This window comes from Methylomonas sp. PHL2-19 (assembly GCF_059331595.1).
Genome location: NZ_CP196839.1, coordinates 1,227,223 through 1,253,373, shown reverse-complemented (window position 1 = coordinate 1,253,373; position 26,151 = coordinate 1,227,223). Strand labels below are relative to the sequence as shown.

Sequence of the window (26,151 nt, the reverse complement as noted above, 5' to 3'; positions counted from 1 at the left end):
TATTCGAGTTGCAGCGCCAACAGCCTTCCGCTACCGACATTGCCCCGCTTACCCAGTGCAACATCCATGCCGGCCACAGGACCACGTTAAAACCTTTGCATTCGTAAGACTATTAGGGTTTAAAGCGGCTTAGCCTCTGTCTGCTAACCAACAAACTCAACAAAACCACACAACGATTGCCAGAAATACGACATACAGATAACTTTGAGAATGAAGCCTTCGCAAACCTATGCCGCATTTGGTTGACAGGCCAGAGCGTAGGCCACTAAAGTGAATAACCGTCCTCAAGACTGGATTAACCCAAATTAGTTAAGCAGAGACGGCACCGAAGTCCGTTCCACCGCATCGCCAGGAGATCTCTTATGAACCGCGTCATCTTGCTCATGTTACTGACGATTTTTAATCCCAATGCCCTGGCTGATTGGGACCCGGAACTGGACGCGCAAGAACAAGCACAGCGGGAGGCCACGCAGCGCGCCGAACAAGCCAAGCAACGCGAGGCGCAAAAAATGGTCGAGGAGGCCAACGCCAAAGGCAATCGGGAAATGATGAACAGCAAGCGCAAAACCTCGGCGCAACGGCCAAGGGCAAATCGGATGCGGAAGTGAATCGTTTGTACGACGCCAAGATCAAACAAACCACAGACGAGGCCAATCGCTTGGCTCAGGAAGCTCGCAGTGCGCTTAGCCAAGGCCAAGGCGCGGCGGCGGTAAAACAAGTAACCGGCAAAAGCCTGCAGGAATTGGAAAATATGTCCGATGAAGAAGCCGACGCCCTGTCTCGGGAATTGGAAAAGAAATACGGGCAATGAGGAATAGTGCCTCGCGCCCGCCGTTCGGATAAACAATCCCTAGCCTAGAGATTCATCCGCTCACACTCCCGGCAAAGGAACTGTCGGCTCTGGCTTATTCGCCGTCTATCTCTTGTTCCAGCAAAGTCCGCAGGCCGGCCGGCATTTCCAGGGTTTCCGGATCCCAGCCTTCCAGCTCCAGCACATCTTTCAGGCATTCTTCCATGATCAAATGGGCTTGTTGCGTGGCATCGGCAATCCGTTGATGCACCCGGGTTTGCACCTCGCTACCGCTGCGCTCTGAACAATGGGCTTGGTAATCAAACAGTTTACGTAAGCTATCAATCTGTCCGCCCACTTGCGACGGGCAGGAACACATGTACAAAATCCCCTGGACGTTGATACGTTTGAGTTGTTGATTGCTAAATTGGGTTTCCAGTTTCATGATGCGAGCTCTCGATTTTCTCGTTTATTATAATTATCGGGTTGGCGCCAACCCTGGCTCTAATTCTTTTCCGCCGCATACGCCGCTAAGCTTCGACCGGCGGCATAGGCTATCAAGGCCAAGGCCAGTTATCAACTTTAGGCAGATTCGTTAGCGCCAAGAAGCTAATTTTAACAATCAATCCAAGATCAAGCCGGCGCTAAACCACCGCTGATCAATTGCCGGGTACGGGCATAGGTTTCCTGAATGATTAAGGCATCGGTGCTGGCCCGATGCCGCAACAAGGCCATATCCTGAATCACTTGCCGTTTGGTTTGGCTCCAGATATCCATCTGCGCTTCTTTTAATATCATTTCCAACGCGCTGAGATAAAAACCCGGCTGTACGCCGCAGCGAAAAAACAAGCGAGATAACCACGGCTTATCAACCACCCAGCCATCGCTATACACCGTTTTACCGGCTAAAAAATCATTCAATTCGCTGGCCACCAGGGCGACGGGTTTTCCACAATTGACTAAGATCTCTCGACTGAGCCCATGCACGCACTCAGCCTGCGCATCCCAGTGAGTCCAATCGCTGGCCGGCTTGATCAGCGCGCAATATTTTTGCCCGTTTCCCAATACCACGCCCACTTCGATAGGATAACTATCGAAGCCAAACCCGGAGGCTTCAAAATCGATGACATTCGGTCTGATGGTTTGCAACTGAGCATCCCTTTGCAAATCGTAAAACGTGTAAGCCTAGCCTAAATCGACGAATAAGATCGACGTAAACGGGCCGATTTAATTTTATAAAACCAGCGTAAAACCAGTAACAAAACCAGTATGCCGCCGAACAGCAAGGGCCGGCTCAGATCTTTTTTGACCAGCCAGGCAAAATGCACCACGCCGGCAACGGCAATCGGGTAAACCAAACCGTGCAAGCGTTTCCAGTTTTTGCCGCCGAGCCGGCGCTGCATGGCGTTGGTAGAGGTTACCGCCAGCGGAATCAGCAGCAAAAACGCCGCAAAACCAACAGTAATGTAAGGACGTTTCAGGATGTCTTTAGCAATAGCCGACCAATCGAAAAACTGGTCCAAAACCAAATACGTCGAAAAATGCAGGCAAGCATAAAAAAATGCAAACAAGCCCAGCATCCGCCTGAGCCGGACCAACCAGTTTGCGCCGCTTAGCTGCCGTAGCGGCGTGACACCCAGACTGATCAACAAAAACGTCAAGGTCCAATAACCGGTATTGTGGGTGATTTTTTCGATGGGATTAGCACCCAATTGGTCTTGCCAGGCCGCCGTCAGCAATAACCCCAGGGGCAGCAAAGCCGCCAAAAACACCAGCGGTTTTAGACTCCGCAGGTGACTATCGTCAAGCGCTTTCCAATTCATAGTTAAAAGTTTTTAGTCAAATCCATCCCGGTATACAAACCGGCTACTTGCTCGGCATAGCCGTTGAACGGCAAGGTCGGCCGTTTTAGAAAGTCGCCCAAGCGGCGTTCCTTGGCTTGGCTCCAGCGGGGGTGATCGACTGCCGGGTTGACGTTGGCATAAAAGCCGTATTCATTTGGACCGGCTTGCATCCAACTGGTCGTGGGCTGCTGTTTGACCAAACGAATCTTGACGATGGATTTGGCGCTTTTGAAACCGTATTTCCACGGCACGACAATACGCACCGGTGCGCCATTTTGATTGGGCAAGACTTCGCCGTACAAACCAAAAGTCAGCAAAGCCAAGGGATGCATGGCTTCATCGATCCGCAGGCCTTCGCGATACGGCCATTCCAATACCGCCCGCCGCTGGCCGGGCATTTGCTCGGGGTCGTGCAAGCTGACGAATTCCACATAACGCGCCTCGCTGGTCGGTTCCACTTGTTTCAACAGCTCCGCTAAGGGATAACCCAACCAGGGGATGACCATCGACCAAGCCTCCACGCAACGCAGACGGTAGATGCGCTCCTGCATCGGTGCCAATTTCAGCAAATCTTCGATGGCAAATTGTTTGGGTTTGCGGACCTCGCCTTCGACACTTACCGTCCAGGGCCGGGTTGTCAGACGGCCGGCCATTTTGGCCGGACCTTCCTTGCTGGTGTCGAATTCGTAAAAATTATTGTATTGGCTGACATCTTCCAAAGGCGTCAGTTTATCGGTCAAGCCGTAAGCTTCGGAGAGACTGCTTGCCAGTTTTTCTCCGCCAACAGCAGATCCTGCCAGCAAAGCGGCAGATCCGCCAAGCGCCAACTGCATGAAATGCCGGCGCTGGTAAAACAGCTCGCGCGGCGTGATTTCGGAAGCGGGAATTGCGGGGATGCCGGGAAGTTTCATGGGGACGCCTCGTGAAAAGTTTAGAACCACTCGACCGTATACCGGGCCAGCAGTTCCGCTTGCGGCAAAATCAGACCATGGGCTTTGCTGCGGTCGTCCACGCTCTATTTGTGTGGCTTTTTCTTGCTATCCGACTTTTTGGCTGCCGCCTTTTTTGTAGCAGTCTTTTTTGTAGCAGTCTTTTTTGCGGACTTGGCGACTTTTTTATGCGCGGATTTCCGTGGATTTTCCTCCGCTGTCACTTTCGCGGCGTCAGTTTGCGCAGACTGCTCTGCCAGATCCGCGCTATCCGGCGGCAAATCCGGCATCGGCAATATGGCAGCGTCGCTGCCGTCATCAACGGCTGCCCGGTCGCAGTCCGGCAAGTCTTGATCTTCAGGTGAGCAAATGACTCGATAGATAATTTTCCGGTCTTCGTTTTTACCGGTTTTAGGTTCTAGCGGCCTAACAATAGGCGCGGTGTCGTCTGAGATTGTGCCCAATAATTCGGCCGCGGCTGTTTCACTGTATGCCCAAACGCTAAAAAGCAAACTCAAATAACACGCCAGGTATATCGGGCGACTGGAATCACTACTACGCCGACTAGCCATGGGGCTGCAATTGCTTTAAGTGACGTTTGGCTTCATCCCATAAGCCGTCCAGTTCCGCCAATTCGCAATCGCGCAGCTCGCGACCGGAGGCTTCCACTTGCTTTTCGATGTAATTGAAGCGGCGGGTGAATTTTTTAGTGGCTTCGCGCAAGGCGATTTCCGGATTGACTTTCAGGTGCCGAGCCAGATTGACGACCACCAACAACAAATCGCCGATTTCCTCCTGGATATGGGCTTGATCGCCGGACTGCCAAGCTTCGTGGACTTCCTGCAACTCCTCGCGCACTTTGTCGAATACCGGCTCGGTTTCCGGCCAATCGAAACCGTGGCTAGCGGCACGATTTTGGATTTTCTCGCATTGCACTAGCGCCGGCAGGCTTTGCGCGACGCCGGCCAACACACTTTCGGTGTGCTGCGCAGGCTGTTTCAAACGGCGTTCTTGCGCTTTGGCCTCGTCCCAGGCTTGCTGGCGCTGCTCATCGGTATCGAATTTAACCTCGGCAAACACATGCGGATGCCGACTCACCAGCTTTTCGCTAATTGCCGCCGCGACTTGCTCGAAATCGAACAAACCGCGCTCATCGGCAATTTGCGAGTGAAACACGACTTGCAGCAACAGGTCACCCAATTCGCCACGTAAATCGTCGAAATCGTTACGTTCGATGGCGTCGGCCACCTCGTAAGCTTCTTCGATGGTGTAGGGAATCAGGCTATGGAAATCCTGCTTGACGTCCCAGGCGCAACCCCTCTCCGGGTCGCGCAAGCGGGCCATCAACGCCAGCAATTCCTGGGTTTTCGTCAAACTCAAAATGTCGAACCGAAGGTATCCTGATAGCGTTTTTTGAACTCCGCCATCGTGAAGGTGTGGTTCTGGGTGCCATTGTGCTCAATTTTGATCGCGCCCAACAGTGAAGCAATCCGCCCGGTAACATCCCAATCGTAATCGTTGATCAGACCATACAGCAGACCAGCCCGATAAGCGTCTCCGCAGCCGGTGGGGTCCAGCAGTTGTTTGGGCTTGGCGGGCGGAATATCGATCACTTCGCCGCGCGTGTATACCTTGGAACCGTTACCGCCCAAGGTGATGATCAAGGCGTCGACTTTTTCGGCAATTTGCTCCAACGTCAGGCCTGTGCGCTGCTGCATCAACTCCGACTCATAGTCGTTAAAGGTGGCGTAATTAGCCAGTTCCAGGAACGCCAACAATTCTTCGCCATCAAACATCGGCATGCCTTGGCCGGGATCGAAAATAAACGGAATGCCTTGCTCGGCGAATTGCTGGGCGTGCTCTTGCATGCCTTGCTTACCGTCCGGGGAGACGATACCAATGGTAATGCCCGAGTCAGACGGCACGGTATTTAAATGCGAAAAACTCATGGCACCGGGATGGAAAGCGGTAATTTGGTTATCGTCTACATCGGTGGTGATATAGGCTTGACCGGTGTAATGATCGTCCAGCACCTTGATATAACGGCTGGAAATGCCGCATTGGCTCAGCCATTGCGCGTAGGGTTCGAAATCGTGGCCGACGGTCGCCATGATGGACGGCTCTTCCTGCAACAGTTTCAAGTTATACGCAATGTTGCCGGCGCAGCCGCCGTATTCGCGGCGCAAGGCCGGCACCAGGAAAGACACGTTAAGCATGTGTACTTTCTCTGGCAGGATGTGATGTTTAAATTTGTCGTGAAACACCATGATGGTGTCGTAGGCCATGGAGCCACAGATCAATGCACTCATTATTATCCTTGTTTGACGATTTTAGCCGCCCTAAGGTAACGGATGTTTGAAACAGGCACAAGACGAAAGCGACAAAATCAGCCGCTCTCCTTGCCTTTATCCCTTACCAAAGAATCAACGCCCAGGTCACGCCGGCCCAAATCAAGGACAACATGACTGCCGCCGAGCCTATGTCCTTGGCGCGTCCGGATAACTCGTGATGCTCGAAACCGACCCTGTCCACCACGGCTTCCACCGCAGAATTCAACAACTCCACCAGCAACACCAAAACCACGCTGCCGATTAACAAGACTTTTTCGATGGCGGTTTGGCCCAGCCAGATCGCCAGCGGCGTTGTGAACACGAACAAGGCCACTTCCTGGCGAAACGCTTCCTCGTGCTGCCAGGTGGCCTTAAAGCCGGCGACCGAAAAAAAGCAGGCATTAATCAGCCGCTTAAATCCCTTTGCATTTTGATTTGCCATTGCTTATTCCTACTCCTCGATCAGGGTCCGATAGGCATCGGCATCCAATAATTGTTCCAGTTCCGCCGGGTTATCGGCTTGGATGGCAAACAGCCAGGTTTGATACGCGCCGTCATTCACCAACTCCGGCTCGTCCGTCACCGCTTCGTTGACTTCAACCACGCTGCCACTGACCGGGCTGAACAAATCGGAAGCGGTTTTTACCGATTCCACCACTGCCAGTTGTTCGCCCGCTTTTACGACCCGACCCACATCCGGCAAGCCGATAAAAACGATGTCGCCCAACTCAGACTGCGCGAAGTCGGTGATACCGACGCGCACGACATTGCCGTCTTCCAGCTTGGCCCATTCATGGGTTTGTGCATATTTCAAATTTTCAGGTGTTTCACTCATTTGCATTTCCCTCAAGCCGTCACAGTAATCCGAAAGGATAACCGGCTATTTTTTTAACACAACAAAAAATTACAGACGCCAGCCCAAACTTTATAATCCCGACTCTATGGGAAGCACTTACAACAAGTTCGGCCATTAAGACGTCAAACTACATTCAACAAAATTCATGCGCATAGCACTTTTCCTAGCAGGCTGGCTTGGCTTTGTTAGCCTGACTCCGACCGCCGCCAGGGCGGACGATGACGACGCCCCCACAAGCACCGACCGAACTAAACCGGCCGACGGCAACGCCGCCGGCGACGTGTTACAGCTGAACAGCGCCGCGCAAAAGCGGGCCGGCATTCAAACCCAAACACTCGTAGCGGTTAAACAAACGCCCGAATTTGCCGCTTACGGCACGGTGGTCAATCCGGAACCACTGCTGAGCATCCGCCAGCAATTCCTAGCCGCCAGCGCCCAGCAAGACAGCGCCCAAGCCCGTTACAGCGAAGCGGCGCAAAACCTGAACCGCACCCGCGACCTGCATCAACAGAACATCGTTTCCACCCGCCGCTTGCAGGAACAGCAAGCTATCTGGCAGGCGGACAAAGCCAATCTGGCTGCCAACAGCTATCAGCAGCAACTCATAGCAGCCAACAGCCGCCTAGTCTGGGGCGATACCTTGAGCCACTGGTTTACCCATGCTCAGGATAAAAACGCCATGCAACTGCTGGAACATCGCGCCCAGTTACTGCAAATCACCCTGCCCGCGAATAGCCGGCTCGATCCCGGCGTCAAGCTTATTCATATCCACGAACGCGGCCAGCGCCAAGCAGCCTTGCCTGCCGAGCTGATTTCCGCCGCCCCGCAAGTCGATCCTGTGTCACAAGGCCCGCGTTATTTTTTCAAGTGTGCGGACTGCCAACTGCCGTTCGGCACCCACATCACCGCCTGGGTTCCGGAGGGCGGCCAAGTCAGTAGCGGCGTCAATATCCCGCAACCGGCCTTGGTCTGGCATCTGGGTCAGGCGTTTGTGTTTATCAAAACCGATGCGGAGCATTTCAATCGCCGGCCGCTCAAGCAATACAGCAGCACTAGCCAGGGTTATTTCGTGGCCGACGATTTGCGGCCCGGCGAGGAAATAGTGACCACTGGCGCGCAAACGCTGTTATCGCAGCAGTTGAAAGGACTGATACCCGACGAAGATAAAGATTAGCGCCGGCCTAGTGTTGTATCTGCAGCACCTGGACCGACTCCCAAACCCGCTCGGTAAACTCCGCGTCCATCGCAGGCATGCCATCCTGGAGCCACTGCACGATCACTTTAGCGATATTGGGATAGGTGACATGCACCGCATGGGGATTGTGCAGCCAGTCCTCGATCACCGCGTCATCCAAATCAAACATCGTATGGCCGTAGCCCAGTTGCTTTAATGCTTCGGCGTTGGAAATCTGCTCCATTTGCGCGTGCAATGGCTTGACCAGGATCTTCTTGCCCAATTGCAAGGACTCGCTGGCCAATTCGAAGCCCGCATTGCTGATGATGCCGGCGCAATCGTACAAATCCCTCTGGAAACCTGCTCTGGACAGTTGCTTGCAAACGATGTGCGGATATTTCGACACCGCCGGTTCCGGCGAGTACACATGAAACTCAAAATTTTCGAATGGGCACAGCAGCTTAACCACTACTTGCGGATCTTCGAAAGGCAAATACACCAATATTTTATTGGCCTGGGTGTTTTGCGGAAACGCCGGGGTTTCGATAATCGGCGGCAAAATCGGTTGGCCGAAATGGTGCCAGTGCAGACCTATGCCGATGTCCGCCGGGGCAAAATACTTCATCACCTGCTCGGCAATCGGATCGCCGCCGGCCCGGGGAATTTTGTGTCCAAAGGCGTATTGATGGCCGACACCCAAGACTTTTTTCTTTTGCCGCCTTGCCGCCCAGGCTGTGACCGGCTCGAAATCACTGATCACCAAATCGTAAGCGCTTAAGTCCAGGCTGCTGATGTCTCTGATAAAGCGGATAGGACTGGCCTCCAACGCGGTTTTTACGTAACTGACCTGGCCGTTATGGGTGTTAAAGGTCAAGCCGGTTTTGACTTGATAGCCGTTGAATACTTCCATATCGAAGTATTTGTCCGCCCGCCGGCCGGTAAATTGGAAGGTCACATCAAAACCCGCCGCATACAGTTCTTTCGCCATCACTCGGGCGCGGGTGATGTGACCATTGCCCGTGCCTTGCACACCATAAAAAATTTTCATCATAAAATGTAATTGAGACTAAAAATTGCCGCGCCAACCCCCAAGACCACGCCCATCAGCGTGTCGGTGGGAAAATGCACGCCCAAAACCACTCTGGAAAAACCGACCAGCGCGGCCCAAACATAAAGAGCCGGCAGCAACGACGGCGCAAAATACCCTAGCAAGGTGGCTACCATGAACGCGGCCGAGGTATGTCCGGAGGGGAAACTGAATTGATCCGATGGCGTAATCACGCTCTTGAAATCCTGCAGCGCTTGTTGCGGACGGTTGCGTTTAAAGCCTTTTTTTAGCAGCGTATAGACCGGTCTTTCGATTAGAAACGCTAATATCATGGCGCGTAACAACGCATCGTTGCTGCCTTGATCCCAATACAGCCAAGCCGCGAGAAGCACATACAGCAAACCGTCGGCGGTGCGGGAAATCATGCGGCAAAAGCGCACTAGGTAGGCATGAATGGCAACGCTGTTCAACCAGGTAAACATCGTCACGTCGTACTTATGAATGGAGTAAATCAGCTTCATGGTCTGGCCCTCGTTGTTTGCCGCGCGCGTCGACCGCGATCTTCACGCAGCAGTTGGAAATCGTCGATTTTCCGTTTCACTTTGATCCCTGATGACGAGGCCAGCTTAGAGATGCTTTGTGACAACAATATGAAGCTTTGTTTAAGCTTATGTGACAGGCCCATTTCGGCGATTGTTTGTTACAATTGCCGGCTGCGACGCGCTCGGCTGTTTGGCGCGTTCGAGACCGGCGATCTATAACAACACGGCAAAACCTTTTCGGTTTTAATCAGGGCACTATGCAACGTTTTTGCACTATAGGTTTTGTACTCGGCCTGATCTTGATGGTCTTCGGCGTGACCTACGCGCTACCCATAGCCACTTCGCTGTATTTCGAGGATGGCATGGTCGATCACTTTGTAAACGGCATGTCGCTGAATATAGGGATTGGCAGTCTGCTTTCCGGCGTGACCATGCGCTTTCGCGGCGATGTGAAAACCCGAGACGGCTACTTGCTGGTAGCTTCGTTCTGGGTATTGATGTCTTCCGCGGCCACATTGCCGCTGATTTGGGGCATACCCGGCCTGTCGTTCACGGACGCTTTTTTTGAATGCGTTTCCGGCTTTACCACCACCGGCGCCACGGTATTGGTCGGTCTGGACAATTTGGCACCGTCACTGAACCTCTGGCGACACGAGCTAAACTGGATAGGTGGATTGGGCATCATCGTCCTGGCCGTGGCGATTCTGCCTTTATTGGGCGTTGGGGGAATGCAGCTCTACAAAGCTGAAATTGCCGGCCCGGTTAAAGATAGCAAAATCACACCCCGCATCACCGAAACCGCCCGCCTACTGTGGCTTGTCTACGCCGGCGCCACCTTGGCTTGTATCCTGGCATTAAATTTGGCCGGCATGGGTTGGTTCGACGCCATTTGCCACTCATTTTCCACTCTCGGCCTGGGTGGGTTTTCGACGCATGACGCCAGCATCAGCTTTTACGATTCGGCAGCTATCGAACTGGTGCTAACTATTTTCATGTTGATCGCCGCGATGAATTTCGCGACACATTACACGGTACTGCATAATCGCAGCCTTAAGCCTTATTTGTCCGACCCGGAAGCGATACCGATGCTGGGTGTCATAGCCTGTAGTACCTTACTTTGCAGCAGCTATCTTTGGCATTTCGATATTTACCCGGATTTTTTCATTTCTCTGCGTCATGTTACTTTCAACCTGGTTTCTATCGCCACCGACTGCGGCTTCGCCAGCATCGATTACGACACATGGCCACCCTTTGTCCCTTGGTGGATGCTGTATTTAAGCTGCATCACAGCCTGCACCGGCTCAACCGGCGGTGGCATCAAAATGTTCAGAACCCTACTGCTGTGGAAACAGGCAGGACGGGAAATGTTCAGCCTGCTGCATCCCCGCGCAGTCAATCCCATTCGGATTGGCGACACGCCGATTGCCAACAAAATCATCTTTGCCGTTCTGGCGTTTATTTTTCTGTATTTCATCTCTATCGTGGTGATGACTTTCACCCTGATCTTTACCGGACTGGACCCGATTTCCGCCCTTAGCGCCGTAATCGCCTGTATTAATAACGCTGGCCCTGGTTTAAACCAGCTAGGCCCATCACATAGTTACGCCAGCCTCAGTGATTTCCAAACCTGGATTTGCGCAATAACCATGTTACTCGGCCGTCTGGAAGTCTTTACGCTAATCGTGCTTTTTACACCCACTTTCTGGAGAAAATAGTACAATTCGTCGCCTTATCGTCCGCAAGCCCTCTATAAAAACAACATAGACTTAGCGTGACCGGATCGCAACACTCACCACTTATCAGGAACATTGGCATGACTTCCGCTACACATATTGATTTTCTTAGTAAAAGAAAGCTGGCCTTTTACTTTTCCGGCACGCTGCTGTTAATTTCCATTGTTTCATTTTTCGTCAAGGGTCTGGATCTGGGCATAGACTTTACCGGCGGCAGCGTCTACGAATTGCATTACAACCAAGCCGCCGATCTGGACAAAATGCGCAGCACTCTGGAACAACAAGGCTTCGCCGATGCCAATCTGCAACATTTCGGCAGCGCGGCTGACGTGTTAATCCGCTTGAAGCCGGTAGAAAACATCAGCCAAAAAGAGCTTAGCGAAAAAGTGCTAAATGTCGCTAACAGCAGCCAAAGCCAACCCGGCGAACTGCGCCGCGTGGAATTCGTCGGCCCGCAAGTGGGCGATGACTTGGTCAACGATGGCGGCCTGGCCCTGTTCTTCGCTTTTGTCGGCATCATGTTTTACGTCAGCATTCGCTTTGAGTGGAAATTATCCTTGAGCGCGATCGCTGCCTTATTCCACGACAGTATCATCACGATGGGTTTTTTCTCGGTATTTGGCTGGGAATTCGACATGACCGTGTTGTCGGCGATTTTGGCGTTGATCGGTTATTCCATCAACGACACCATCGTGGTCTACGACCGGATTCGTGAAACCGTCCGCACCAGTCGCATCAAGGAATCGATTAACGACATCGTCAATACCGCGCTGAACGACACGCTGAGCCGGACCATTCTGACCTCGTTAACCGTCTTCTTAACACTGTTGGCCCTAGCTTTCCTCGGCGGCAAAACCATCCACGGCTTTGCGATTGCTATGCTGATCGGCGTCGTTAAAGGCACCTACTCGTCGATTTACATCGCCAGCTCACTCGCTTTGAGCCTGGGCTTGAGCCGCGACGACCTGATGCCGCCCGCCAAAGACAGCGTCGTCGACGACATGCCTTAACCCGAATTTTCATTTATCACTTCAAGCGAACGCTCACGGAATAACTTGATGACACAAAAGCTTAATACTCGCGACCTTACCCAACTCACCCTCGGCATTCCCGGATTTGCCTATAAAGACTTGTACGATGCCAAACGCCTGTCTGATTTGTTGACGGTATTCGATCAGTCGGTACAGCAACACGATGCCGCCTTGTTTGCGGAAATTACTGCTTACCGCGCCTGCGGCGGCGAAGGCATGAAGCCCGAGGAAGTTTCCGAATTATTGGTAAGAATGGCACCGCTAGTCGGTACCTTCGTCGCGCGTTTATTCAATGTCAGCGATGTGCGCGACCAACAAATCGGCCATATTCGTGGCGAATTCGACGCAATATTTGTTTATCGCACCGAAATCGTCGGCAATTTGAACAAGCTTTTCAAAGGGCAAACCATTGAAGATTGGGATATTGCCGCACTGCGCAGCCAACTGAATGGCTTATTGACCGCTGCTGACAAACAGGATTTATTCCAGGCCGATCCGGAATTGGCGATTAGCCAAATCGGCGCCGATTTATGGCGCTTGTCGCAACAGGCTGACATTACGGATGCCGAGCTTGCCGCGTTCAAAGACCAATTGAGCGGCTACGACAGCCCTGCTGCGCTGGTAGCCGGCCTGCTGGACATCGTCCGTCGCTGGAGTTTTGCCGCCCAGCACGACCCGGAATTAAAAGCCTATGTCGCCAAATGGGTGAGTTTCAAGGTGCCGGAAAAAACCAATCTGGACAATCTGGTTGACCACGAAACCGTTGCACAAAACGGTTATGACGTCTGGGCTTGCGACGATCACCATCACCGTCGCCGCGACGGCTTTGCCTTGACCGACAAGCGCTTCAAACAACGTCAGGTGCTGTATGAAGTGGATCATTGCATTTACTGCCACGACCGCGATAACGATTCCTGCTCCAAAGGCATCAAGAACAAAAAAGACGGTACGTTCAAAACCAATCATTTGAGCGCACTGATGACCGGCTGCCCGCTGGAAGAAAAAATCTCCGAGATGCACGTGGTCAAACGCCAAGGCGACAATATCGGCGCGCTGGCGATGATCATCATCGACAATCCGATGTGCCCCGGCACCGGCCACCGGATATGCAACGATTGCATGCGCGGCTGTATTTACCAAAAAACCGAGTCGGTGAATATTCCGCAAATCGAAACCAATGTGCTGACAGACGTATTGTTCATGCCTTGGGGCTTTGAAATTTACAGCCTGTTGACCCGCTGGAACCCCCTGAACATCAAGCGCTCCACTGCACTGCCATACAATGGCAAAAATGTGCTGGTGGCCGGCATGGGTCCGGCCGGTTATACCTTGTCGCACTATTTGCTGAATGAAGGCTTTGGCGTGGTGGGTATCGATGCCTTGAAAATCGAGCCGCTGCCTCTACATCTGACCGGCGATCGCGACAACGTGCCTATGCCTATCATGGACTTCCAAGACCTTTACGAAGATCTGGATAAACGTGTGTTGCTCGGCTTCGGCGGCGTGGCCGAATACGGTATCACCGTGCGTTGGGACAAAAACTTTTTGAAAGTCATTTACCTGACTTTGCTACGCCGCAACGCTTTCAAATGCTACGGTGGCGTGCGTTTCGGCGGCACCATCACCATCGACGAAGCCTGGGAAATGGGTTTCGACCACATCGCCATTGCCAGCGGCGCCGGCAAGCCGACGGTGATCGACCTGAAAAACAACATGACCCGTGGCATCCGCAAGGCCTCAGACTTTTTGATGGGCCTGCAACTGACTGGCGCAGCCAAAGAATCCTCGCTGGCTAATCTACAAGTTCGGCTACCGGCCGGCGTCATCGGCGGCGGCTTGACCGCTATCGATACCACCACCGAATTACTGGCTTACTACCCCGGCCAAGTCAGCAAAATTCTGCATCGCTACGAAAAACTGGTGGCCAAATACGGCGAAGCGGCGGTGCGCAGCCGTTACGATGGTGAAGAACTGGAAATTCTGGAAGAGTTCCTGGCGCATGGCCGCGTCATCGAACAGGAGCGTGAACGCGCCGCCGCCGCTGGTGAAACACCTAACTTCCTGCCTTTCCTGAAACAATGGGGCGGCGTGACGCTGTTCTACCGCAAAGGCATCAAAGACTCACCCGCTTACCGCCAAAACCACGAAGAGATTCACGAAGCACTCTCTGAAGGCATTTACCTAGCCGAAGGCATGAGCCCATTGGAAGCGATCGAAGACCAATACGGCCATTTACAAGCCGTACGCTTTGAGAGACTGACCGAGCAAGACGGTAAATGGCGCAAAACCGATGAAGTGGAAGTGAAGCTGCGCGGCCTGTTCATCGCCGCCGGCACCGCACCCAACACGATCTACCAATCCGAGCATCCGCGCACTTTCGCGATGGAAGGCAAATTCTACAAACGTCACGAGCCCGACTGGTTGGACGGCAAAGCGCAACTGGCGCCGATGGCCGATGAAGCGCAAGTCAAAGTGGGCAAACCGGCACCGTTTACGTCTTATGTCAGCAACGGCCGCTACATCACTTTCTATGGCGACAACCATCCGGTTTATGCCGGCAACGTGGTAAAAGCCATGGCCAGCGCAAAAGACGGTTATCCGTATATCGTTAAACTGTTCGCCAACGAAATTGCTGGATTGGATGCCTCCCAGCAACCACAACGCGATGCCCAATTACGCGACCTGCAGGACAGACTGGATGCAACCTTCCTGGCACATGTCGTCGAAGTAAATCGTCTGACACCCACCATCATCGAAGTGGTCATCAAAGCGCCCGCGGCCGCCAAACATTTTGAGCCCGGCCAGTTTTACCGGGTGCAAAATTACGAATCACTGGCCCCTGTAGTCGAAGGCACCACACTGGCTGCCGAAGGCTTGGCTCTGACCGGTGCCTGGGTAGACAAGGAAAAAGGTCTGGTATCTTTAATTGCCCTGGAAATGGGCAGCTCCAGCCGCTTGTGCGCCACCTGGAAAGTCGGCGATCCGCTGGTATTGATGGGTGTAACAGGCGCCCCGACCGAAATTCCAACCGGTAAAACCGTTTTGCTGCTGGGCGGCGGTTTGGGTAACGCGGTATTGTTCTCAATCGGTAAAGCCATGCGCAATGCCGGCAACAAGGTGCTGTATTTCGCCGGTTACCGTAACAGTGAAGACTTGTTCAAGGTGCCGGAAATTGAAGAAGCGTCCGACGTGATTGTTTGGGCTGTAGACGACAGACCCGGCAACGAAGCGATTCCGGTCACTCGGCCACAGGATAAAACCTTTGTCGGCAATATCGTCGAAGCGATGGTGTCCTATGCCACCGGAAAATTAGGTGACACCAGCATTCGTCTGCAAGACGTGGATCACCTGATCGTTATCGGCTCGGATCGAATGATGGCAGCGGTAAAAGCCGCACGCTTTGCCGCTTTAAAACCGTACTTGAAGGAAGGCCACGAGGCGGTCGGCTCAATCAACTCGCCGATGCAATGCATGATGAAAGGCGTCTGCGCCCAATGCTTATGCAAACACGTGGATCCGGAAAGCGGCGAAGAAAGCTTTATGTATTCTTGTTACAACCAGGATCAGGCACTGGATTATGTGGATTTCCCGAATCTGGCAGCCCGTCTGCGGCAAAACACGGTACAGGAAAAACTGTCCTCACTCTGGCTGACGTATTTACTCGAAGCCCAATGATAACAAAATAGGCAGACTTTAAGCCTATCCCCGGTAGACTACAGACCCGATCCATATCGTCGCTCCCGCAAAGGCCGGAGACAAAAGGCTTTAACGAATTCCCGCCTCCGCGGGAGTGACGAATATATTGGATTTAAGGCAGGGTTAAGCATATAAAACCGAAGCATTCCTAGCGGAATATCCGGGCTTTAGCGATGCTAAACTACACTCGCTGTAAAGTTACAAACTTTGTACTATCGTGATAGCCAAACCCGTAGTTAAGCGGGCACGGCAAAAGCAGTCACGGTCGAGGAACTCACTCCCTACCGTGGCTGTCCAGCACCCAGTTATTGAAAGGAGTTCACCCGTGTTTTCGCGCATCCTTCTACTCATTTTACTCACCTGCTCACCACTAATAGCTTGGGCAGACGCAGAACAAGCAGCACAAGCCCTTAATCTGACTAAGCATTGGGTGGGTTATTTGGCTATCGGCATATTTGCCGTTGCCTATCTACTGGCAATGACCGAAGAGGTCACCGAATTAAACAAATCCAAACCCATGGTATTAGCCGCGAGCTTGATCTGGGCCTTTATCGCCGGCATTTACGTGAATAACGGCATGAGCGAGCAGGCCGGACACGCATTCCGTGCTTGTCTGGAAGGCTATGCGGAACTGTTTTTGTTCATCATGGTGTCGATGGCTTATCTCAACGCAATGGAAGATCGCGGCGTTTTCGATAATCTGCGGGTTTGGTTGCTCAGTAAAGGTTTCAGCTACAGAAAGCTGTTTTGGATTACCGGCATCATGTCGTTTTTCATGTCCTCAGTTTGCAACAACCTGACAACCGCACTGCTGATGGGTGCAGTGATTGCAGCCATGGGCAAAGACAATCGCAAATTCGTTACGTTGGCTTGCATCAACGTCGTGGTAGCCACGAATGCTGGCGGTTCGTTCAGCCCATTCGGCGACATCACCACACTATTGGTTTGGCAAAGCGGGGTTGTACCGTTCAAAGATTTCTACTCGCTTTTCATCCCGGCCATAGTCAATTTCGCACTGCCGGCGATAATCATGCATTTCTGGATACCCAAACAGCAACCTGCAGCAGTCGGTAAAGCCCCCAAAATGAAACGCGGCGCAATGACCATGATCGTGCTGTTTTTACTGACGATTATTACGGCGGTCTGCTTCGAAAACATGTTGAAACTGCCGCCCGCGGCCGGCATGCTGGCGGGCCTGACTTATCTAAAATTCCTGGGCTTTTATTTGCAAAAAACCGCTGATAAAGACAACGGCAAAATTAGCGATTTCGCTCATGTGTATAAATTATTTAACGTTGCGGTTCCCGACGCCAGGCCAAGCCAAAAATTCGACGTATTCAAAAGCGTCGCCACACTGGAATGGGACACCCTGCTGTTTTTTTACGGCGTCATGATCAGCGTCGGCGGCCTGAGTTTCATTGGTTATCTAACCATGGCCTCGGATGTGTTATACGTCGGCATGGATCCCACCATCGCCAACATTGTGGTCGGCATCCTGTCGGCTTTCATTGATAACGGTACCATCATGTTTGCGGTACTCACCATGCATCCCGACATCTCGCAAGGCCAATGGCTGTTAGTCACATTAACCGCAGGCGTGGGCGGCAGCTTATTGGCAATCGGCTCGGCAGCAGGCGTAGGCTTGATGGGACAAATGAAAGGCCTTTACACCTTTAGCGCACACTTGAAATGGATGCCGGTCATTTTGATCGGTTTTTTCGGTAGCATTGCCACGCATTTCCTGATTAACGGTAGCTATTTTTGACGCGACAAGCTCTATTGGGCAGTCTTTTTCATGGCCTGCCCAATAGGCCAATTGCAAAATTCAGTATTTTTTTTGTTTTTTTGCGGCAATCAAATTTGCATTTGCAAGCGGCCAAAAGCGGATTTCAGTCAAGCCGACTCTCCATAAAAGCCTAAAAAAAATCACTTCATTTCAATATCTTAGCCCGCCAATAGCCACCCGCAACCTACGTTAGCCTGACATTTGCACCGCCCAAAGACAGCCGACAACCTATTGTCACAATCATTTAACAAGCAAAATCTAGCTAGTTTTTGTGGATACCCGCCAATTGCGATGTATAATGGAGGCGATTTAGCTCGGTATCGTTGTCGCTTTTCAAGTCTGCAATCGGATCAACAAACATTGTTTTCCACTACCTGCTTTATTCACCAACCCTAGTTACAAACCAGCGAATAGCACTTTATTAGCAAGAGAGATTTATGTCAGTTCAAGTAGAAGGCAAAGTAAAATGGTTCAATGACGAAAAAGGCTTCGGCTTCATTGAGCAAGAAGGCGGCAAAGATGTATTCGTACACTTCAGCGCCATCAACGGCAACGGCCGCAAAACCTTGAAAGAAGGCCAAAAAGTCACGATGGAAGTGACCAATGGTCAAAAAGGCCCACAAGCGGAAAACGTAACACCGCTGTAAATTGAACTGAAAAAGCCGCCTAACCAGCGGCTTTTTCGTTAGATCAGTTTACCCCACAAGTCATACTCGTCGGCTTCCTCGATTTCCACATCGACGAAATCGCCGACCTGCAAATGACTTGCGCCATCGATAAACACCTGGCCGTCAATTTCGGGTGCATCGCTTTTGCTGCGCGCCACCGCACCCTCCTCGACCACCTCATCGACCAACACCGTTTCGATCCGGCCAACCCGACGCTGCAAGCGTTCTGCGCTGATAGCCGCTTGATGTTCCATAAAGCGCGCCAAGCGTTCCTGTTTAAGCGCTTCCGGCACCGCATCGGGCAAATCGTTAGCCACCGCCCCCTTCACCGGCGAATAAGCAAAACAGCCCACCCTATCCATTTGCGCTTCGCTCAGGAATTGCAGCAACTCTTCAAAGTCTTGCTCGGTTTCACCGGGAAAACCAACAATAAAAGTACTGCGTATCGTCAAGTTCGGGCAAATCTTCCGCCAGGCGCGAATGCGCTCCAGATTATTTTCCGCTGCCGCCGGACGTTTCATCAGCTTTAAAATTCGGCTGTTGGCATGCTGAAACGGAATATCCAGATACGGCAGGATTTTGCCTTCCGCCATTAAAGGCACCACGTCATCGACATGCGGATACGGATAGACGTAATGCATCCGCGCCCAGATACCCAGCTCACCCAATGCTTCGGCCAAATCGTAAAACCGGGTTTGCATTTCCCGACCGCGCCAGCGCCGGCTTTCATACTTCAAATCCAAACCGTAAGCGCTGGTATCTTGCGAGACGATCAGCAATTCCTTAACACCGGCATCGGCCAGCCGCTCGGCTTCCAACATCACATCATCAATGGGCCTGCTGACCAAATCGCCGCGCATGGACGGGATAATGCAAAACGTACAACTATGATTGCAGCCTTCGGAAATCTTCAGATAGGCATAATGCTTGGGCGTTAGTTTGATACCTTGCGGCGGCACTAAATCTGTAAATGGATTATGCGCAGGCGGCAAGTATTCGTGCACCGCCGATACCACTTCGTCAGTCGCGTGGGCGCCGGTGATTTTTAAAACCTGCGGATGACGCGCCAAAATCTCATCCTGGCGCGCACCGAGACAACCGGTGACAATCACCTTGCCATTTTCCGCCAAGGCCTCGCCAATACTATCCAGCGACTCTTCAACCGCCGCATCGATAAAGCCGCAGGTATTGACGATCACCAAATCCGAATCCTTGTAGTTCGGCGAGACTTGATAGCCTTCGCTGCGCAGCCTGGTCAAAATTTGCTCGCTATCGACCAGGGCTTTTGGGCAACCTAAACTGATAAATCCAACACGGGGGTTACTCATGAAACTCTCTTGAAAACATTTTTATAAACAGGTGGGCGGCTTGGGCAAGCCGGCGATTTTACAGGCGTATTTCAGCGGCCCTTGCGGAAAGAGTTTTTGCAGATAGCGGCTATTGCCCTTGTCTTCGCCAAATTGTTTGCGGATAGCCGCTACAAACATCCGTGCATTGGGCAGGTGTTGGAATTTTTGATAGTAATCGCGAATGTACAGCAGGATTTCCCAATGCGCATCGCTAATCTCGATACCTTCTAGCCGGGCCAACTCGTCGGCCACCTCTCGATTCCATTGCCCAGCATCGCGCAAAAAGCCATCGTCGCTGGTTGGCAACGCAACACCGCCGACAATCAATTCCACGAATGAATTACCGGATTCCGCACGGTCAGTTCGACCAAGCCCGCATAATCAACTGCTTCCAAGCCTGACAACAAAAATTGCGGCTGGACGCCGTGAACCGATAACATCTCTTGCAAGGCATAAACCCGACACGACCGACTCAACAATTGCCGCAACAACGCATTACCGCCATGCCCGATCCGCGCGGCACACACTGCACCATCCATCAAGACAACATCGTCACCGCTGCCAATGCGCTCGATAAGCGCCGCTTGCAACGGCAATTGCGATAACAAATGCAGCATTATTCCACATGCGTCAGCTTCAAACCGACGATGCCGACGATGATTAACAGGATGGACGCTAAGCGGAACCAATCCGCCGATTCCTTAAACAGAAAAATCCCGACTATCGCGACACCCACTGCCCCCATACCGGTCCACACCGCATAGGCCGTGCCCAGGGGCAAGGTTCTGATCGCCAGCATTAACAGGTAAAAACTGCCCGCCCCCGACACGCCGGTCACTACGCTTGGCCACAACTTAGTAAACCCGTCATTGTATTTAAGACTTATCGCAAACACGATTTCCGAGCAACCCGCGGCGAACAATAGCAACCAACCCATCAAAACTCCTTTCCTATGCACTATAATCTGCGGTATTTTACAGCAGTGCTCTCACCTATCCGCAATATTTAGTAATTTAATGGAAAAAGAATCCGACTATCTTGTTAGAAGCGCGAGGCTGATTTTTGGTCACTTGAGCGATCTAGTCAAAAAGAAATGCATTATCTCTGCGCATTTTGGCGAACATAACCAATCATTTTTGACCACCATTATCGATCTCGATCAAAAAGCCAATCTGATTACACTGGATGTTGCGCCTACGGAATTACTGAATAAGCAGTTGCTAGGCTCAGCCAAAGTGCTGTTCCGCACCGAATACGAAGGCATTAAAGTTTCATTCCGCGGCAAAGCAATCAAAAAGTCGCAAAGCGACGGTCACCCGGTGTTTGCGATGCCTATCCCGGACGCCATTTTTTGGATGCAACGCCGCCAGTATTATCGCGTTAAAGTGCCTCTTTCTCATAAAAACAGCACCTGCGAACTCAACCTTGCCACAAAAAATGAAGCGGGCGAAGTCGATACGCAAGCCAAAGTGTTCAGCGTGGCAGACATCAGCATTTCCGGATTTTCGTTTTTAAATCCCGACACAAAAATTGCCGACCTTTTAACGCCGGATACCGTCATAGACGAATGCGCCTTGTATTTGCACGATGGCAGCAGGGCCCACGTGGGTTTTGTCATTAAAAGCGTGAACAATGTTCGAGCCAGCGCCACAACCTATCAACATCGCATAGGCTGCAAATTCACCCACATCCCGCAGGTGTTCGAAAACAACCTCCAACGCTACATGCAGGAAATCGAATTACAGCAAAAGAATCTAAGCATTTAAATCCCAAAACAGCTGAGCATAGGTTTTAGGCCGCGAAATTGCGGCAAAAGCACCCCCAAGGCCGGCCACTGCCAAAGCGCGGATGCTTATTTCAAGCCTGACCTTACTGGTTATAATTGCGCGCTTCAAAAATCTGATTTAACGCCATGTCCTTACCAACAATCCCCGCAACTGCATTGCCACAACAAGGCGCCACAATATACTGGAGTGGTCTGAGCGGCTGCGGCGACTCGCTAACGCTGGCGCAAACGATTGCTCAGGAAAAGCGCCTGCTAGTCATCGTCACCCCAGACACTCAAACTGCGCTGCGCCTGGAACACGAGCTGGCGTTCTTTTTGGACAACAGCCTGCCGATTCTGCATTTTCCGGATTGGGAAACCCTGCCCTACGACGTATTCTCGCCGTTGCCGGAGATCATCTCCGAGCGCTTGCGCACTTTGGCGCTGCTGCCCGACACCAAACGCGGCGCGTTGATCTTGTCGGTAGCAACCTTGATGCACCGGCTAGCGCCGCGTGAACATATTCTGGCACACAGCTTTTCCATTGAAGTGGGCGGCACTTTGAGCCTGGAAGTCACCCGCGCCAAGTTGGAAGCGGTGGGCTATCAATGCGTATCGCAAGTTTATCAACACGGTGAATTTGCGGTGCGCGGCTCGATCCTGGACTTGTTTCCGATGGGTTCCAAGCAGCCCTACCGTATCGAACTGTTCGACGACGACGTTGAATCAATCCGTAGCTTCGACCCCGACACGCAAATGTCGCAAGACAAAATGCCAAAAGTCGAGCTGTTCCCGGCCCGTGAATTTCCGTTTACCGACGAAGCCATCAAACGCTTCCGTCAGGCCTTCCGCGAACAGTTCCCGGACGCTTCGCCCAAGAACAATCTGTATCTGGATGTTTCCAAACAAATCGCCCCGGCTGGCATCGAATATTACTTGCCGCTGTTCGTCGAACGCACCGAATCGCTGTTTGTCTATTTGCCCAAGACTGCGCTGTTCGTGCTGCCGGCCCACTTTGCCGCAAACGCCCAGCGCTTTTACAGCGAGGCCGACGAACGCTATCAACAACGCAAATACGATACCGACCGGCCATTGTTGCCGCCAACGCGCCTGTTTTTGTCAGCGGAGGAAATCCAGCAACACACCGATAGCTTCAGTCGCGTAGTGCTGGATAACCAAGCAGAAACCGCCCACTCCTTCGACTGCAAGTTGCTGCCGGATGTCGCTATCGACAGCCGTTTGAAAGAACCCGCACAACGGTTGCGCCAGTTCATCGAAGGCTTCGACGGCAAGATCCTGTTCGTCGCCGAAACCGCCGGCCACCGCGAAGGCCTGATCGACAAACTAAAAAGCGTCAAACTCACTGCGAAACAAGTACAAAGCTGGCCAGAGTTTTTACAAACCGATCATTCACCGAGCATCGTCGTCGCGCCGATGGATCATGGGCTTTGGCTTGATGGAACCACGACCGCCATGGATGGTGGAAGTGCGGCAAATCGTCTGGAACGATTGCCGCCGCTAGCCATCATCACCGAAAGCCAGCTTAGCGGCGAAAAAGTCCAGCAACGCCGGCGCCGGCAAAAATCGGCGGCGCGGGCACTGGAAAACATTTTCAACAACCTCGACGAGCTGAGCATCGGCTCGCCGGTGGTGCATCAGGAACACGGCGTCGGTCGTTACCTGGGCTTACAAATTCTCAACGTCGGCGGCATCGACGCGGAGTTTTTGATGCTGGAATACGCCAATAACGACAAGATTTATGTGCCGGTATCGTCCTTGCACATGATCGGTCGTTACAGCGGTGTCAGCGCCGAAAACGCCCCGCTGCACCGCTTAGGCACCGACCAATGGAGCAAGGCCAAGAAAAAAGCCATGGAGCGCGCCCGCGACGTGGCCGCCGAGTTGCTGGACATCCACGCCAAGCGCGCCGCCCGCGAAGGCTTTGCCTTTAACATCGACAACAGCGACTACAACGCTTTCGCCGCCGCCTTCCCGTTCGAGGAAACCCCGGATCAGCTCAGCGCCATCGAAGCCATCTTGCAAGACATGGCCGCCACCCAGCCGATGGATCGCGTGGTCTGCGGTGACGTTGGTTTCGGCAAAACCGAAGTGGCGATGCGCGCGGCTTTTGTGGCGGTGCAAAGCGGCAAACAGGTGGCGGTGCTGGTGCCGACCACCCTGCTGGCCCAACAGCATTATCAAAACTTCCGCGACCGCTTCGCCGACTGGCCGGTCCGTATCGAAGTCACCTCGCGCTTCGTCACGCCCAAACAGCAAAAAGCCATCGCCGACGACTTGGCCGACGGCAAGGTGGACATCGTCATCGGCACCCACAAATTGCTGTCCAAGGAAATGAAATACAAGGCCTTGGGCCTGGTGATCATCGACGAAGAACACCGCTTTGGCGTGACGCAAAAAGAGCATTTCAAAAAACTGCGTCACGAACTGGACTTGTTGACCCTGACCGCCACGCCGATTCCGCGCACCTTGAACATGGCCATGGCCGGCCTGCGCGATATTTCCATCATCGCCACCCCGCCGCCTAACCGCCATGCCATCAAGACCTTCGTCACCGAATGGATAGACTCGCAAGTACAGGAAGCCTGCCAACGGGAAATCAAACGCGGCGGCCAGGTATTTTTCCTGCACAACGACGTGAAAAGCATGGAGAAAATGATGCGCGAACTGGGCGAACTGGTGCCGGAAGCGCGGATTCAGATCGCCCATGGCCAGATGGCCGAACGTGAACTGGAGCAGATCATGCTGGATTTTTATCACCAGCGCTTCAACGTGCTGATTGCCAGTACCATCATCGAAAGCGGCATCGACATTCCCAGCGCCAACACCATTGTCATCAACCGCGCCGACAAGCTGGGTCTGGCGCAGTTACACCAGTTGCGCGGCCGGGTCGGCCGTTCGCACCACCGCGCCTATGCCTACTGCATCGTGCCGCCGAAAACATTGATGACCAAGGACGCGATCAAGCGCCTGGAAGCCTTCGAGACTTCCGGCGAACTGGGCGCCGGCTTCATGCTGTCCTCGCACGACATGGAAATCCGCGGTGCCGGTGAATTATTGGGTGACGAACAAAGCGGCCAGATCCAGGAAATCGGCTTTACCTTGTACACCGAGTTGCTGGAACGGGCGGTCAAAGCCTTGAAATCCGGTAAACAGCCGGAATTGGACGCGCCGCTGGATACCGGCCCGGAAGTGGATTTGCAAGTCGCCGCGCTGATCCCGGAAGACTACTTGCCGGACATCCACGCCCGCCTGGTGTTGTACAAACGCATCGCCAGCGCCGAAACCGAAGACGATTTACGCAAATTAAAAATCGAAATGATCGACCGCTTCGGCCTGCTACCGGACCAAGTCAAAGCCTTGTTCGCAATCACCGAACTGAAACAACAATCCGCGCATCTGGGCATCCGCAAAATCGAAGCCCACGCCACCGGCGGCCGCATCGTCTTTACCGCTACGCCGCAAATCGATACCGGCGAGTTGATTTTGATGATTCAAAGCCAGTCGCAGGTGTACAAATTTGATGGCGCGGATAAGTTACGCTTCACCCAGACCTTTAAGGACATGGAGGATAAGGTGGCGTTTTTGGAGAAGTTATTGGTACGATTGGTACCTAAATCTTGATATTAATTTTGGGAGGGAATATGCCGCACTGCCAAACCGCCAAACAAGAAGCCATTGCCGCCATCAATCTATTGCCCGACACGGTAGATTTTGAAGAAATCGTGTATCGGCTCTACGTTCTGAACAAAATATATCAGGGACTAGAAGATATAGAGCAAGGCAAGGGCATTAGCAGCGAGACCTTGCTACGCGAAATCGAGCAATGGTAATTTGGACGCCTCGCGCCAGAACAGACCTCAAAGCCATCCATGATTACATCGCGCAGGATTCACCGCTTACCGCCAAACGCATCATCCAGAAATTGATACAAAAAACCGACAGCCTGCTGGCGTCTCCTTACCTCGGTAAAAAAGTGCCCGAGTTTGACCAAGAGGAATTACGGGAAATCGGCGTGCATTCTTGGAGAGTCATTTACCAAATTAGACATAACCAAGTCTATGTTGTCACGGTGGTTCATAAACGCCGCGATTTCAAAAATTCGGATTTAGCGATCACGTAAGCCGAACGAGGCAGCAATGATTCGAATCACACCATGAACACCATGACTTATAAAGGGTATACCGCCCGCATCGATTTTGACGACAGAGACAACTTGTTGGTTGGGCGCTTGCTGGGCATTCAAGATGTGATCGGCTTTCATGCTGATACCGTGACCGAATTGCGTAACGCTTTCGAGGAAGCGGTTGATGACTATCTGGAAACTTGCGCCCGCATCGGAAAATCGCCGGAAAAACCGGCCAGCGGCAAACTGATGCTGCGCATACCGCCCGAAATCCATGCGACAGCAATATTAACCACTAAAGCGAAAGGCAAAAGCCTGAATCAGTGGGCGGCGGAAGTGTTGAATGAAGCATCGCATGTTTAACATGATTAAGCCTTAGCAGGCTGGTGAAAAACTCGAAAAGCCAAGTAAGCTAAGGCATAGATGAGCGGCCAACTGTTAAAATAGGCTACCTAAATTTGGAGCC

The 26,151-nt window shown here is 52.5% G+C and carries 28 protein-coding genes; 13 read left to right on the top strand and 15 right to left on the bottom strand.

Annotated elements, in window-relative coordinates; genetic code table 11:
- Positions 1-362: 362 nt before the first annotated feature.
- Positions 363-608 (top strand): hypothetical protein, encoded by a 246-nt coding sequence (locus ACR02O_RS05955; protein WP_494522990.1) that lies wholly within the window; start codon positions 363-365, stop codon positions 606-608.
- A complete protein-coding gene (locus ACR02O_RS05950; RefSeq protein WP_494522989.1) occupies positions 605-811 on the top strand; it encodes a hypothetical protein in 207 nt (68 codons plus the stop codon). The genes ACR02O_RS05955 and ACR02O_RS05950 overlap by 4 nt, the downstream gene beginning before the upstream one ends.
- A 94-nt stretch (positions 812-905) precedes the next feature.
- Here the strand turns inward: ACR02O_RS05950 and ACR02O_RS05945 are convergent, their stop codons facing one another.
- The 9 genes from ACR02O_RS05945 to gcvH all read right to left on the bottom strand — a co-directional run bounded on the left by ACR02O_RS05945 (position 906) and on the right by gcvH (position 6,728).
- Entirely contained in the window at positions 906-1,235 is a 330-nt protein-coding gene (locus tag ACR02O_RS05945) for a hypothetical protein (protein ID WP_205800421.1), read from the bottom strand.
- Between the two features lie 188 nt (positions 1,236-1,423).
- A complete protein-coding gene (locus tag ACR02O_RS05940; RefSeq protein WP_101054325.1) occupies positions 1,424-1,939 on the bottom strand; it encodes a 3'-5' exonuclease family protein in 516 nt (171 codons plus the stop codon).
- A 41-nt stretch (positions 1,940-1,980) separates the two neighbouring features.
- A complete protein-coding gene (msrQ, locus tag ACR02O_RS05935; protein ID WP_165786374.1) occupies positions 1,981-2,613 on the bottom strand; it encodes a protein-methionine-sulfoxide reductase heme-binding subunit MsrQ in 633 nt (210 codons plus the stop codon).
- Positions 2,614-2,615: 2 nt separating this feature from the next.
- Entirely contained in the window at positions 2,616-3,545 is a 930-nt protein-coding gene (gene msrP / locus ACR02O_RS05930; RefSeq protein ID WP_101054328.1) for a protein-methionine-sulfoxide reductase catalytic subunit MsrP, read from the bottom strand.
- A 104-nt stretch (positions 3,546-3,649) separates the two neighbouring features.
- Complete coding sequence (locus tag ACR02O_RS05925) at positions 3,650-4,027, bottom strand: hypothetical protein (protein WP_133120719.1); 378 nt, start codon at positions 4,025-4,027, stop codon at positions 3,650-3,652.
- A gap of 100 nt (positions 4,028-4,127) precedes the next feature.
- On the bottom strand, positions 4,128-4,943 hold the full coding sequence (gene mazG / locus ACR02O_RS05920; protein WP_171697505.1) for a nucleoside triphosphate pyrophosphohydrolase: 816 nt from the start codon (positions 4,941-4,943) through the stop codon (positions 4,128-4,130).
- Positions 4,940-5,872, bottom strand: a complete 933-nt coding sequence (locus ACR02O_RS05915; protein WP_033157836.1) for a carbohydrate kinase family protein — start codon at positions 5,870-5,872, stop codon at positions 4,940-4,942. The genes mazG and ACR02O_RS05915 overlap by 4 nt, the downstream gene beginning before the upstream one ends.
- A gap of 103 nt (positions 5,873-5,975) precedes the next feature.
- Positions 5,976-6,335 (bottom strand): diacylglycerol kinase, encoded by a 360-nt coding sequence (locus ACR02O_RS05910; RefSeq protein WP_494522988.1) that lies wholly within the window; start codon positions 6,333-6,335, stop codon positions 5,976-5,978.
- A gap of 9 nt (positions 6,336-6,344) precedes the next feature.
- Positions 6,345-6,728 (bottom strand): glycine cleavage system protein GcvH, encoded by a 384-nt coding sequence (gcvH, locus tag ACR02O_RS05905; RefSeq protein WP_445367884.1) that lies wholly within the window; start codon positions 6,726-6,728, stop codon positions 6,345-6,347.
- Between the two features lie 166 nt (positions 6,729-6,894).
- Between gcvH and ACR02O_RS05900 the strand changes: the two genes are divergently transcribed.
- A complete protein-coding gene (locus ACR02O_RS05900; protein WP_494522987.1) occupies positions 6,895-7,923 on the top strand; it encodes an efflux RND transporter periplasmic adaptor subunit in 1,029 nt (342 codons plus the stop codon).
- A 7-nt stretch (positions 7,924-7,930) separates the two neighbouring features.
- On the opposite strand, the gene ACR02O_RS05895 is transcribed toward ACR02O_RS05900, so the two are convergent.
- Positions 7,931-8,971, bottom strand: a complete 1,041-nt coding sequence (locus ACR02O_RS05895; RefSeq protein WP_494523454.1) for an MJ1255/VC2487 family glycosyltransferase — start codon at positions 8,969-8,971, stop codon at positions 7,931-7,933.
- Positions 8,971-9,492, bottom strand: a complete 522-nt coding sequence (locus ACR02O_RS05890) for a phosphatase PAP2 family protein (RefSeq protein ID WP_033157831.1) — start codon at positions 9,490-9,492, stop codon at positions 8,971-8,973. Before ACR02O_RS05890 ends, ACR02O_RS05895 begins: the two co-directional genes overlap by 1 nt.
- Positions 9,493-9,770: 278 nt before the next feature.
- Here ACR02O_RS05890 and ACR02O_RS05885 point away from each other — a divergent pair, with 278 nt between their 5' ends.
- From ACR02O_RS05885 to ACR02O_RS05865, 5 genes are all read left to right on the top strand, one after another.
- Positions 9,771-11,228 (top strand): TrkH family potassium uptake protein, encoded by a 1,458-nt coding sequence (locus tag ACR02O_RS05885; RefSeq protein ID WP_171697502.1) that lies wholly within the window; start codon positions 9,771-9,773, stop codon positions 11,226-11,228.
- A 98-nt stretch (positions 11,229-11,326) separates the two neighbouring features.
- Positions 11,327-12,256, top strand: a complete 930-nt coding sequence (gene secF / locus ACR02O_RS05880; RefSeq protein WP_033157829.1) for a protein translocase subunit SecF — start codon at positions 11,327-11,329, stop codon at positions 12,254-12,256.
- A gap of 48 nt (positions 12,257-12,304) precedes the next feature.
- Entirely contained in the window at positions 12,305-15,952 is a 3,648-nt protein-coding gene (locus tag ACR02O_RS05875; protein WP_494522986.1) for a pyridine nucleotide-disulfide oxidoreductase, read from the top strand.
- 499 nt (positions 15,953-16,451) lie between these two features.
- Positions 16,452-17,738 carry a sodium:proton antiporter NhaD gene (gene nhaD, locus ACR02O_RS05870; protein ID WP_445369922.1) on the top strand — a complete coding sequence of 429 codons (1,287 nt, stop codon included), beginning with the start codon at positions 16,452-16,454 and terminating at the stop codon, positions 17,736-17,738.
- 458 nt (positions 17,739-18,196) lie between these two features.
- Positions 18,197-18,406 carry a cold-shock protein gene (locus ACR02O_RS05865; RefSeq protein ID WP_020483452.1) on the top strand — a complete coding sequence of 70 codons (210 nt, stop codon included), beginning with the start codon at positions 18,197-18,199 and terminating at the stop codon, positions 18,404-18,406.
- Positions 18,407-18,444: 38 nt separating this feature from the next.
- Here ACR02O_RS05865 and rimO read toward each other — a convergent pair whose 3' ends face one another.
- Genes rimO through ACR02O_RS05845 form a run of 4 tightly spaced genes read right to left on the bottom strand, consistent with a single transcriptional unit; the run spans position 18,445 to position 20,713 of the window.
- The gene (gene rimO, locus ACR02O_RS05860) at positions 18,445-19,755 is read right to left on the bottom strand and encodes a 30S ribosomal protein S12 methylthiotransferase RimO (RefSeq protein WP_494522985.1); all 1,311 of its coding nucleotides are present in this window, start codon (positions 19,753-19,755) and stop codon (positions 18,445-18,447) included.
- Positions 19,756-19,776: 21 nt separating this feature from the next.
- A complete protein-coding gene (locus tag ACR02O_RS05855) occupies positions 19,777-20,109 on the bottom strand; it encodes a TusE/DsrC/DsvC family sulfur relay protein (protein ID WP_458139077.1) in 333 nt (110 codons plus the stop codon).
- Complete coding sequence (locus tag ACR02O_RS05850) at positions 20,100-20,393, bottom strand: DsrH/TusB family sulfur relay protein (RefSeq protein WP_458139076.1); 294 nt, start codon at positions 20,391-20,393, stop codon at positions 20,100-20,102. The genes ACR02O_RS05855 and ACR02O_RS05850 overlap by 10 nt, the downstream gene beginning before the upstream one ends.
- On the bottom strand, positions 20,393-20,713 hold the full coding sequence (locus ACR02O_RS05845) for a DMT family transporter (RefSeq protein ID WP_033157825.1): 321 nt from the start codon (positions 20,711-20,713) through the stop codon (positions 20,393-20,395). The genes ACR02O_RS05850 and ACR02O_RS05845 overlap by 1 nt, the downstream gene beginning before the upstream one ends.
- Before the next feature lie 79 nt (positions 20,714-20,792).
- On the opposite strand from ACR02O_RS05845, the gene ACR02O_RS05840 reads away from it, so the two are divergent.
- The 5 genes from ACR02O_RS05840 (at position 20,793) to ACR02O_RS05820 (ending at position 26,048) form a co-directional block, all read left to right on the top strand.
- The gene (locus ACR02O_RS05840) at positions 20,793-21,542 is read left to right on the top strand and encodes a flagellar brake protein (RefSeq protein ID WP_171697498.1); all 750 of its coding nucleotides are present in this window, start codon (positions 20,793-20,795) and stop codon (positions 21,540-21,542) included.
- A 146-nt stretch (positions 21,543-21,688) separates the two neighbouring features.
- On the top strand, positions 21,689-25,183 hold the full coding sequence (gene mfd, locus ACR02O_RS05835; RefSeq protein ID WP_494522984.1) for a transcription-repair coupling factor: 3,495 nt from the start codon (positions 21,689-21,691) through the stop codon (positions 25,181-25,183).
- A gap of 20 nt (positions 25,184-25,203) precedes the next feature.
- Positions 25,204-25,392: a hypothetical protein gene (locus ACR02O_RS05830; protein WP_458139073.1), complete on the top strand. Its 189-nt coding sequence runs from the start codon at positions 25,204-25,206 to the stop codon at positions 25,390-25,392.
- Positions 25,386-25,682 carry a type II toxin-antitoxin system RelE/ParE family toxin gene (locus ACR02O_RS05825; RefSeq protein WP_458139072.1) on the top strand — a complete coding sequence of 99 codons (297 nt, stop codon included), beginning with the start codon at positions 25,386-25,388 and terminating at the stop codon, positions 25,680-25,682. Before ACR02O_RS05830 ends, ACR02O_RS05825 begins: the two co-directional genes overlap by 7 nt.
- Before the next feature lie 33 nt (positions 25,683-25,715).
- Positions 25,716-26,048 (top strand): type II toxin-antitoxin system HicB family antitoxin, encoded by a 333-nt coding sequence (locus ACR02O_RS05820; RefSeq protein ID WP_458139071.1) that lies wholly within the window; start codon positions 25,716-25,718, stop codon positions 26,046-26,048.
- The last annotated feature ends 103 nt before the right edge of the window (positions 26,049-26,151 follow it).